Genomic DNA, 12,179 nt, shown 5'->3' with positions numbered 1-12,179 from the left:
AAATATACAGCTTTTGCTTACCCCTCTCAATGAAATAACGATTGATCGGACATCCAGGTCTAATAGCAAAAAATCAACCTGATCAGTCACATCAAAAAGAACAAGCCCCCTCAGGGTTATCGAAATAAAACCGACGGATAAGCCTTAAGAGGGACTTCACCAGAATAAAAAAGGCGGTTATTAACCGCCTTTTTTATTTACAGTACAGAAGCAATGGACTCACACAAGTAATCAAGGTTACTTTTAGTCATACCTGCAACATTTATTCGTCCAGAACCAACCATATAGATTCCAAAATCTTTTTTAAGCGATTCCACCTGCTCTTTTGAAAGCCCCGAAAACGAGAACATGCCATTTTGCTGATTGATAAAACTAAAATCCCGCTGAACACCTTTCTCAGACAGCTTTGCCACAAAAAGCTCTCGCATTTCTCTGATACGGTTACGCATCATGGCAACTTCTCCAACCCATTGCGACTTCAGCGCAGGGTTACTCAGCACTGTAGTCACCACCAAGGCCCCATGTGCCGGCGGATTTGAGTAATTTGACCGGATAATGACTTTTATTTGCGAAAAGGCATTCGTAGCCGCCTGCGCTTCTTTTGCAACTAATGTTACCGCACCTACTCGCTCGTTATACAAACCGAAGTTTTTAGAAAAGGAACTGGAGATAACAAGTTCATCGACCTGCTCAGCAAACGCTCTCAACCCACCAGCATCTTCTTCCACACCTCGGGCAAATCCCTGATAAGCAAAATCAAAGAATGGCAACCACCCTTTCTGCACCGCAACCCCGGCAAGTTGGCGCCACTGCTCTATCGAAGGATCAATCCCAGTAGGGTTATGACAGCAACCATGAAGCAACACAACGTCACCCGCAGCTACCTGCTGCAGATCTTCAAGCATACCGTCAAAATCCAGCGACCGGGTTTCACTGTTATAATAACGATACTGGGCAACTTCAAAGCCAGCGGCCGTAAAAATAGCATTATGATTCGCCCAGGTCGGGTTACTGATCCAAACCTTACAGGCTCCCCCCTGCTTTACCAGGAAATCGGCACCAACCCTCAAAGCACCAGTACCGCCTGGAGCCTGTGCAGTAACAGCACGTCCAGAAGACACAATATCAGAATCCCCAAACAGCAACTGTTGTACATGCCGACCATATTCTTCAATACCAGAAATACTGAGATAACCTTTGGTTTTCTCAGTCTCCAGCATCAATTTTTCTGCCTCTTTCACCGAATTCAAAATAGGCGTATTACCTTCTTCATCTTTAAATACACCAACTCCAAGGTTAACCTTCTTCTCCCGGGAGTCGCTCTTGAATGCATCAGTAAGACCAAGAATAGGATCAGCCGGTGCCAATGAAATCGATTCAAACATGATTTTTGCCTTTTTGAGTTCAAAGTGTGAATGTCAGCATAATGAATGCAAGCGAACATTAGGATTATAAAAAAAACTACAAGAAATGCACCAATTATTATGGTTTTTTTGATATCGATAACCATGGGTTATCAATAAGACCATCATTTTATAACAGCCGGTTTAGAATGCTCGGAGAATTACAGAGCAACGACCTGTCAGATTAATATTTGGCAGTATAAGTACAAATTACCAACCAACGACGCATGCTTCTATTGATCTTTATGCCACAAATCGGGATCCTTCCACGCTCAAATGTTTATGACCTAGCATACTGATGAAACCCAAAGAAATACCTCCTTCTTTATTGAGAGCACTCCAACTTAAATTACTGTCCCCCAAAAAATTTCATCTGGTGACTGAAAACACTGCTGCCAGCTGTATTGTTAGCCTGACATCAATTGAATCCAGACTTAATATTGTTCACCTTACGATACGGAGCTTACTCGCCCAAACATTACAACCGGAAAAAATAGTCTTATGGCTCAATGATCGACTTAAAGTAAAAATCCCCAATAATCTTAATCGACTGATTGGGAGTCGATTTGAAATTCGCTTCTCCGACCAAAACTGTGCTCATAGAAAACTTGTTGAGAGTCTTCGAATATACCCAGACAAAATCATTGTCACATGTGATGACGACCAAATGTACCCTGAGACCTGGCTTCATAGATTATGGCAAGACCACCTAGACTATCCCTGCGACATTATTGCCCATGAGGCCCGTGAAATAAGCTGGGACAAGAATGGCCGATGGACTCCATATAAAGACTGGCCCTGGCAAAAACCAGGACTCTCCAGCCCTCAAACCATGGCCATTGGTTTTGGAGGTGTATTATATCCAGCCAACATATTTGATGATGAAATACTGAACCAACAGATATATGAACAAGTTGCCCCCAGGGCGGATGATCTTTGGTTTAAGGCGATGAGCATCAGAAATGGAGTCACATATAGAAGATGTACCAACCCTCCACCAAAACCACTTGTTATTGTAAGATCCCAAAAAGACTCGTTACAGAAACACAATGTTGGACAGGATGGAAACCTGGAACAATGGTTAAAAATTTGTGCTTTTTATGATATCACCCCTTCACAGCTGGCTAATTCGAACCAAATTGCACTTTAGAGGAGGCATGGTATAGCTTTCCAAGCACAAGCACACGCATACAGAAACAAAACCAGTTTAAACTGAAACACAGGGCAAAGATCTTATCGAGCACCGACCTAGATCATCACGCAATGCAGTAGAATGACGGTTACCTAGAACTATATGCTTAAGTCAAATAGTTGAGTTTAGCGCATTCCACTAAATATTTACCATCGATAGTAGTTAACCAAACAAAATGACCAATCTTCAAAGCAAACTACAGAATACCATTGATAAATACTTTCCTTCCGAATATCACCGAGGAGGAACCTATTTAACAGCCATAGGGATTATCTCAACTTTAATTTCGATATTTATAAAGCTATTCACACCAATATCTGTAAATCGCTTCCCTGAATCAGTTATGGTGATAGCATTTTTAATTGCAATATATCAACAGAGAAAACACATTAAACCCGGCATGACTTTTTTGCTAATAGCCATCTCAATAATAATGCCCATAGTTTTTTTCGGCATAAATTACATAAGGGACCCAATTACAGCAGTCAAATATATGGACTTAGATAAATTGGTTAAACTTTTTATGTTTGTCCCAGTTGCATGGTGGCTAGGCGGAAAACTAGATAATTGGCTAATATTGGTTGCTATCTTTTTTTTAGGTCTTCTAATTGCTATTATCACCAACCCTGCACTACCCGACGCAATGTATATTTTAAGTACTGGTGGCGTGCCACAGTTTGGCCTCCGAAACCACCAACACGAAGCAGCGTATTTTGGGTATTCATTTTTAGCATTTGTGTGTTTCTTGAGTAGAATTTATTCTGCCAAAAGTATAGCACTTTTATCTTTCTGGACTGCCTGTATACTCCTGAGTCTATTAGGGGTAATCATTACACAATCAAGAGGCGTATGGCTTGGCACCATAGTAGCACTTACTGTGTTCTGGATACTAAAATTATATACAAACAAAAGTACGTCTTATAAGAAAGCCTTATTAACCTTCATAGTTGTTATTGTGACTTCAACTCCATTATTATTGTCTTCAAATCTAGTTAAAGAAAGAATAATGAAAGGGTATTCACAGCTTAGCGAAATAATATTGAGAAAAGAAGAAAAAATTAGCTATACAAGCGTTGGCACTAGAATAAACACTTGGATAGATGCCTCTGAATGGATTAAGAAAAGACCGCTAATTGGATGGGGCCTCTGGGCGCGAAAAGACATTATAACTCAGTCAGAAAAAGCGACTGAATGGGCCAAGAAGCACTATGGCCACTTACACAATAGTTATTTGGAAATAATAATTGCCTATGGATTTATTGGACTAATATTTTTAGTTTTCTCATATGCTTGGCTAGCGAAACAAATAATTAGCACAACAACTGTATGGGTAAGTACACTCTGTTTACTTTCTTTTACAGCAACAATCAATATTTTTGAGTCCTATTTATTAATGTGGAATGGAGTATATACAATATCTATAATACTTGCCCTTCCATATTGTTTTTATTTGACGATTTCGCAAAACAAATCGACCAGCGACGCGATCCCATAGCACTTGGCTGTATCCGTATATTGAAGGGTAAGCGCTCATTCCAAGACGGCTTCCTGCCGCTGTTTACCCCCGATAACCTATGCCTCGCATTTCATTCGTTACTGTGAGGCTTCTCTTATGTCTACAGTAAGCGTCAAACCAACCCGACTCTAGTGCTGCATCAAATTCCAAGGTAACAGCGCTTCCATATCATCCTTCGTCGTCATGTTCGATAAGCGCGTAAAGACGGCCTGCAAATTCACATGATTCGCCTTCGGCGCACAACCCCCCAAAATATGATCAGTTTGTGGAGAGGTTGGCAACGGTCGATGGACATGGTTGAGGATTATCGGGATATTTGCGTGACGCTACAGGTAAACAGCGGAGGATGCCGTCTTGGAATGGAATGAACGGTTACCCAACTTTGATCCTATACTCGAGGCTCACTTACAATTATCAACAAAGGACAAAAAACTTTTTACAAATACATCTTTACTATATTTCTCAGCATGAATACTGATTTCAGGAGAGGAGAACATAAACTCCCCAGACTCCAGCTGCTGAACTGCAGAGATTAAGGCGACAGTAGACTGCTCATAAAAATGTATACCTGTTACGCCATGCACAACTGTCTCAAGCCCTCCGCCTTTTGCATAAGCAATCACAGGAGCTCCGGCAGCCATGGCTTCAACCGGAACAATCCCAAAATCTTCAACGCCAGGAAAAACCAGTGCACGGCAACGTTCCAATAAATCTTTTATAACGTCAAAAGGTTGCCGTCCCATTAACTGAATATTGTCACCAGCTCTTTTTTTTAACCCAGAGTATAATTCCCCCTCTCCCACAACAATCAGCGGTAACCCAAGCTCATTAAACGCATCCACTGCAAGATCAGCCCTTTTATACCCAACAAGCTGCCCAAGGTAGAGATAGAAGTTCTCCCGAGGTCTAGTATGATCAAACTTGCCAATATCTACTGGAGGATAAATAACTTCTGACTCACGACGATAATATTTTTTTATTCGAGAAGCTACAAAGTTAGAGTTTGCAATAAAATAATCAACACGATCTGCGGATAACCGATCCCATATACGCATCTTATGAGCAAATAACTGAAAAAATAATCGGGTAAATCCTACCATTGAAGATACATATGAATGATACATATCCCAAATATAACGCATTGGAGAATGACAGTAACAAATATGCATGCTATCAGGACGAGTCAAAACCCCTTTGGCTGGGCCTGATTCACTACTGATAATCAAATCATAAGCTGTTAAATCGATTTGCTCTAATGCAAATGGCATAATAGGCAAATATTTCTGATAAAACTTAGCAGCGCCCGGCAGCTTAGATATAAGCGTTGTTTTTATTTGACCGCTGAACTTTGGAGTCAAAGTTTGGCGAACCAAGTCCTCTTGACACACATGAAGAAATAAATCCGCCTCAGGAAACATCTCAACTAAAGCAGAGCAAACCGCCTCTCCTCCCCTGTTGCTAAGCCACCAATAATGAACGATAGCTACTTTCACTCAAAAATCTCCAGATATAACCTATCTAATAAATACCTTGAACGTGTCCGTAATGTTACTACTTGGACAAACTCTAAACATTTTTCCAGTTTTTTTTCCATATGCGACAATCTCGATTCTTCTTACTTTAGTTTCGCCACCCCTTTTTGGCCGATACAAAAGATCCGTTAAATGCTCCCCTGAGGCCACTGCTCCCTTACCGTTGAACCCCCAAAGTTTAACTGAGAGCATTCTCGAATGAGTCATTTTTGTACCAATTCTTGGCATCTTCGACATCATCCTTAACTGCTCTGGTAAGATCTATTAGACCACCTCAGTTCAAAACCTGCTCCCTGGATAACACTCTTAGTACCGGTGAGGTGTTTAAAATTTGAGGCCTGGTGAAATATTCGGGTTAAATACCCCTCAAACACAACTCAACGACTTAATTAGCTTCCTGGCTCATGACTCTAAATGTCTGGCTAGCCGTCTTACGCCAAGAAAAAAAGTCAAAACGCAACAAACAGTTTTCTGAGAATTTTTTGATAAGATTCCTATTATGAAAAACGGTTTTAATCGCTTTTGAAATATCATTTATATCATGCTCACACAACAAACCAGTTACGTGATCAGTCACGACTTCAGGTATTGCTCCTACCTTAGTAGAAATAGAAGGAAGCCCAAATGCTGCAGCCTCTAAAAAAACAATTCCAAACCCCTCCACCTTCAAAGGTTCGGGTCTTGCTGCTAAAATAAAAATGTTAGCCTTTAGATATTCCAACTCGACATCACTATCACTCAGATCACTTAATATTTCAATATTAACATCCAGCCTTTTAGCCTTCTCTAATAAATACTGTCTATAATCATCGGAACCATTTCCAATAATTCGATATAAAATTTTTCCTCGCTCAGCAGATAACCGTGCAATTGAATCGATGACGGTTTCGTGCCCTTTTCGAGAATCCAAGCGCCCTACTGTTAATAAAATAAAGCTTCCATGTTTTTTCTCCGGTATCTCTTTTATTGTATTTAAGCGCTGGTTTTTGGCGGCAAGATATGTAACATGCACATCACATGACAACTTATCGCCAAAATATTTTAATAATATCGATTTAGTATATTCACTGTTGACAAATATATGCTGAACATCCTTGAAGGGATTAGTAATTTTTCTAACCAATGATGTCTTACCATATTTTAAGTTCAGAATTTCACTGCCATGAAGCATTAAAGAAAAGCTAATTTTCTTCTTTAAAGGAACATATTGATTAACTAAACAAATCAACAACCAAATCGGCCAATCAGCGACAAGAACATAATCATAAAATGAAAAATCTATCGACAATATCGTTTTTAATAAACAAGGGGCTTGCCGAAGAGAAAATTGCCCCCCCGGAAAAGTTATCAACCTAATATCTTCTTCATATGGGCAACCATATACCTTCCCTCCATAATCTGGACACAAAACTGTTACATCATACCTTTCCTTAGCTTGAACAACGATTTCTTCACTATAACGACCAATACCGCCTTTAAACGGAAAGAACTCGTTCGTGGCCACAAGAATTTTCTTCATTTTCGACTTACCCAGCATGTAACAGTCATAAGAGTATATTCTATGAATCCACCGAAGTAGGCAAATAAAGTGATTTTATTTAGATACTTATAAAGCAAAATAGAATAAAAGCACAACACTATAAATTCTGCCAACATGATTGATACTATTGCGCCTGCAGCACCCAAGATAAAAATCAATACTAAACTCAGAAATATATTACCTCCTGCAACGATAAGAGACACAATAGCTCGAGTCTTTTAAAACCCTAATGAGGCCAGCACATAATGTATGGACATCAAAAATGGTGTAATAAGCATATACGACAATATCTTCTCAACACTATCATAATATTCTTCTCCAAATAAAAGCATAATATAAGGAAACAACAGTAACATGACTGCAGATAACAACAGAGAAAGCTCAGCTCCAACCATCGCAACTTTGAAAAATTTTTTAGTTAAAGACCTTCGGGATTCAGCACTTTTATATATACTAGACGCTGATATTGTTAGGATCGAGGCAATTGGAACAAAAACCAAATTACATAACCTATAAGCCAGATTATATATTGCAACACTCTACAGACTTTCCATCCAGCTTAAAATCACCTTATCTGTATATATAGTTTTACCTGTAATAGCCAGAGCAAAAATATAAAATTCCTTTCATATTATTTATCGACTCTATCACTTTAATTCCGTAATCATAATGCGCTCGCAAAAAATACAGATAACAAACGACTACGAAGATTACAGAAAAATATAACAATAATAACGGCGAATATACTATCGATTTTCCCTTAGAAAGATACATCTGAGAAAGAGCTTCAATTAACCTAAAATTGCTAACCCCAGACAAAACAATCGATAAAACCACTCCCAACGTAAAATTGTAGATATAACTACATGCAATAGACAGTGAAAAAACAGCTATAGTAGTTTTTATAAACTGAGTGTTTTTTTATAATGCAAGGACCAATACCGAGCTATCAAAGAAAAATAAAGAAATTGAAACCCCAGTCTCTCAACTTGAGATACAATATTGAATGTTCCAGGATGAAGCAAAATATACTTAAAATCTTCATTTTGGTCCGTATCTCAACGTCATCGACTTACTCTAATACTCCATCTAACACTACAAAACCAACCAAAATATTCTCAGGAAACCCACCTTTATTCCTTTAGCACCAAAAAAACTGCCCCTCTGATCAGATAGCTGCTCGGATAAATGTTTAAATAACAGGAGTTGTTCAAGCACAACTGATATTAGAAATATTCATTCTATAAATTATTAAAAAAGTAACAAAGAAAATCATAACCACAGGGTCAAGAAATATTTCCTGAAACAGAGATGATACAAATATGAAAAATATTGGAATCAGTGCATTTATGTTTCTCACATAAATAAGAAAAACACTTGGTAAAACTACATATAACAGCAATATGATTACCAGCCCTGCAAATAAGCCAAAGCCGATCAATATTTCCAAGACTTCATTATGAGCTCCAACTGCATATGATTTCCAACCCGAACCAATAATCATCATAAAGTCTTCAGCTAACAATCGCTGCTCAATAACTCGATCATAGATATCCAACCTGCCATAGAAGCTAATAATAGCCCGATCGTATAAATCGAGAAATTGTTCCTTAAATACTATAAACATAAAAACCATACAAGAAAAAAACACACAGAAATAAATAGGCGCCCGAAACCAGAATTTTCCCCGATTCCTTCTATAAGACGAAATCAACAACATTAAGAACAACATAAATATGGTTAAGACTATTGCTGATTTAGAAAGAGAGAGCAGAATAAGAAAAACCATTGCAATAGTAGCTACTCCTCTAAATAAAAAGCTCTTTTGTATGTACTCGCAACTCCATATAAACCATACATATAGAAAACATATAACAGCAAAGGGAGTAGGACTACCTGAAAAACCAGCAAACCTTAAATCCATTCCAATACTTGAAAATGTTGTACCGTCCAAGTCGCTACTGGGGGACAACGCAGGAATCGTATTTAATGATACTATTAAATAAAATAAAGACCCGTATACATAAAAATAGAATATAATTCGAATGAATTTCTCAAGATTATTATTTAGAACATAAACATAGAAAAAAATCAAAAAAGCAATGATAAATATTGATGATAGATGCCTAATCCCCTGAAGCAGAGATCTTACGAAAGCAGGTTCACTGTCGCTGAACAAGAAAGATAAAAATGGAAAAAACAACATCAACACAACAATAAATGCGTATATTTTAAACTCAATAAAACGAAGTGCCGAAAATAATAATTTTGCTCGTCCAAAAAAAATTAACGACGCAACAATCAAGGGAATAGAAAAATCCAAACCTGAGACAGAATAAGGCAACTCAGAAACGATAACTCTGGGGAAAAACACCACACACAATATCAATAAACAAAAAAGATACAAAGCATTTTTTGCCTTATAACAGCCATACATATCAATACTCGCCACTGACAATCTTACTGTAGATTGCAAGCTCTTTCTCTATCGTCTGTTGTGGAGAAAAAGTATTCGCCAGCTGATCTTTGGATGCCTGGATAATCTCGAAATTTCTGTCGCCCGCTTCCATACACTCTAATATCTTATCGGCTAAATCAGTTATATCGCCAAGCTTATAAACATACCCTGTTTCCCCGTGCTTTACTAACTCACAATTTCCACCAGAGTCGGAACATATGACAGGAAGTCCATACAATTGACTCTCAAAAATAGTTCTCCCTAATGGTTCACGATCCGAAGGTACACACACTGCACCTAAATCTTTCATTTCACTTCTCACATCTGAAACAAAACCTGTAAATACAACCCTCCGAGATAGATCATTTGTAAGTATGTAATCTTTTAATAGGTTTAAATAGCTTATGTCGCCCGCCGAACTCCTAGGAGCCCCTATAAACTTCACGGTCAAATCAACTTTACGGTCAGAAAGTATTTTCACCGCCTTTAATAGTTCAAGCTGATTTTTAACCTCTGTAATAGTGCCGACAACTCCTATTAGAAAAGGACTAGGGTTTTTAAACGCAACAACGGTTCTCTGGAATTTCAAATCCAAAGGATTATAAACAACCTCAACTTTTTTTAAGCCACTATCTATCCGCTGAAATGTTTGCATTACATAAAAAGAGTTAGCCAACACTTTATTTGAAAAAAAATATATGAACTTATCTAAAAAACCATGATTGGACATTTCAATACCACAACGAGCTCTAAAGATAACTTTTTTTCCAAAAAGCCTCGCAGAGAAACCACCAAACAAACCATCAAAAAACGTATTACAATGTACTATTTTGCTTTTGGACACATACGACCAATATAATATTGAGAATATTAAAACAAGCCCATTGATCAAACCATTTTTTAAAAACGGAAAAGGAACTATCTTAACTCTCTGAAAATCAACTCCATTAGCTACCAATTCATTTCTAAAAACTTTATTGAATCGACTTATGAGTAATACATAGTCAATTGAGTTATCAAACCGACTAAGAAGAGCAATTAAACTACGTTGCCCACCAGCGACATCCGGACACGAATCAACATATAAAACTTTCATTACTGACCTTTATCGTAAATTGCAAAAAACAATAGTGCTCAATCACCAACCAAACAACTTATCTCTTAAAATTTAAATTAAAGAAACCTGCCAATACCGTTAGCACTATAATTTTCAGATCAAACCAAATAGACCAATTTTCAATATAAAATAGGTCACACTCTATTCGTTTATGTAAATTCGTGTCCCCACGCCAACCGTTAACCTGAGCCCATCCTGTAATACCTGCCTTCATAACATGTTTCTGCATATATCTTGGAATTTCTTTTTTAAACTGATCAACAAAAACCGTTCTTTCAGGACGCGGCCCTACTATAGACATATCACCTTTTAAAACATTTAAAAATTGCGGCAATTCATCAAGGCTTGTTTTTCGAATAAAAGCGCCAAACTTGGTTTTAGTTTTTTCATTGGCACTCCCCCATTTGACTCCGTTTTGTTCTACATCGACAGGCATTGATCTAAACTTGAACATATTAAACTTTGCACCATTCCACCCAATCCGTTCTTGCCTGTAAAATACTGGTCCTTTGGAAGTGAGCTTCACCCCTAGAGCCAACCCAAGCATTAACGGGCTGACAAGAAATAAAATAATAGATGACAAAATGATGTCTTCGCATCTCTTTATGAAAGCATTTATACCTTCGTTAGGCGAATCCGTTAGGTTGATTACTGGTATATTCGCTATAGAGCCCACCGAATGGTTGAGCAAATTGAAATCAAACACATCCGGAACATATTTGATCGTTGTAGAGAACAGAGACAGGTCAGCTAAAACATCTTTTATTTTGTCCATCTGATTTAACGGTATAGCTACCCAGACCTGATCAACGGTATTCGTTTCGAGATAAGTCACTACATCTTCATATCCGCCAAGCACTTGTGTTTTACCAAGGTGCCCCAGATCATCTCCTAACACACCTTTTAATTGAAGCCCTATCCATCGATTCTCTTCTACGGTAGCGACCAACCGTTCAACAATAGCACCACTACCAATGATGACTATAGAACGCTGGTTATATCCTTTCTTCCTCAAAACATTCAGTATCAGACGAACGACAAATCGATAGCCACCGATTACTACAAAGCTCAGCCCCCACCATATAAGGAACCAACCTCTAGAGTAACTATCAGTGGTTTTAGTCATTGCCGATGCTATAGCCAGAATAACAAAAGTAGAAGCTAACGCATAAAAGACGTTTTTGATTTCTTCAGACTTTGAGCCCCCTCGCCAGACCCTATAAAGCCTAAAGTGATTAAAAACCAATACGGTGGCAAACACTGAAACGGTGTAACCTAACTCATAATGCTTGGGTACAATCCATGTCCCAAGCCACAATGAATACGCAAACCGGGCCATCGTCACTACGATAATTGCATCGAAAATTCTCATCAGAACAGACAAAACTGATGAATTTTCCTTAATATATGACTTTCTCAAA

At 38.1% G+C, this 12,179-nt stretch carries 8 protein-coding genes; 2 read left to right on the top strand and 6 right to left on the bottom strand.

What is annotated here, in order from left to right:
- Positions 1-197 precede the first annotated feature (197 nt).
- Positions 198-1,385, bottom strand: coding sequence for an amino acid aminotransferase (locus YC6258_RS14535; protein WP_044617623.1), 1,188 nt, complete (start codon positions 1,383-1,385; stop codon positions 198-200).
- A 316-nt stretch (positions 1,386-1,701) separates the two neighbouring features.
- Between YC6258_RS14535 and YC6258_RS14530 the strand changes: the two genes are divergently transcribed.
- Positions 1,702-2,553 carry a glycosyltransferase gene (locus tag YC6258_RS14530; protein ID WP_044617622.1) on the top strand — a complete coding sequence of 284 codons (852 nt, stop codon included), beginning with the start codon at positions 1,702-1,704 and terminating at the stop codon, positions 2,551-2,553.
- 217 nt (positions 2,554-2,770) lie between these two features.
- Positions 2,771-4,090, top strand: a complete 1,320-nt coding sequence (locus tag YC6258_RS14525; protein ID WP_082070731.1) for an O-antigen ligase family protein — start codon at positions 2,771-2,773, stop codon at positions 4,088-4,090.
- A gap of 422 nt (positions 4,091-4,512) precedes the next feature.
- Here the strand turns inward: YC6258_RS14525 and YC6258_RS14520 are convergent, their stop codons facing one another.
- The 5 genes from YC6258_RS14520 to YC6258_RS14495 form a co-directional block, all read right to left on the bottom strand.
- The gene (locus YC6258_RS14520; protein ID WP_044617620.1) at positions 4,513-5,604 is read right to left on the bottom strand and encodes a glycosyltransferase; all 1,092 of its coding nucleotides are present in this window, start codon (positions 5,602-5,604) and stop codon (positions 4,513-4,515) included.
- Between the two features lie 424 nt (positions 5,605-6,028).
- Positions 6,029-7,162 (bottom strand): glycosyltransferase family 4 protein, encoded by a 1,134-nt coding sequence (locus YC6258_RS14510; protein ID WP_044620056.1) that lies wholly within the window; start codon positions 7,160-7,162, stop codon positions 6,029-6,031.
- A gap of 1,231 nt (positions 7,163-8,393) precedes the next feature.
- Complete coding sequence (locus tag YC6258_RS14505; RefSeq protein ID WP_144407652.1) at positions 8,394-9,635, bottom strand: O-antigen ligase family protein; 1,242 nt, start codon at positions 9,633-9,635, stop codon at positions 8,394-8,396.
- The gene (locus YC6258_RS14500) at positions 9,622-10,737 is read right to left on the bottom strand and encodes a glycosyltransferase family 4 protein (protein ID WP_044617617.1); all 1,116 of its coding nucleotides are present in this window, start codon (positions 10,735-10,737) and stop codon (positions 9,622-9,624) included. The genes YC6258_RS14505 and YC6258_RS14500 overlap by 14 nt, the downstream gene beginning before the upstream one ends.
- A 58-nt stretch (positions 10,738-10,795) precedes the next feature.
- The gene (locus YC6258_RS14495; protein WP_044617616.1) at positions 10,796-12,178 is read right to left on the bottom strand and encodes an undecaprenyl-phosphate glucose phosphotransferase; all 1,383 of its coding nucleotides are present in this window, start codon (positions 12,176-12,178) and stop codon (positions 10,796-10,798) included.
- Between the last annotated feature and the right edge of the window lies 1 nt (position 12,179).

It is taken from the genome of Gynuella sunshinyii YC6258, assembly GCF_000940805.1.
GTDB classification, from domain to species: domain Bacteria; phylum Pseudomonadota; class Gammaproteobacteria; order Pseudomonadales; family Natronospirillaceae; genus Gynuella; species Gynuella sunshinyii.
Note: the sequence above shows the minus strand (reverse complement) of the source record. Positions and strands in the feature narration are given on the sequence as shown.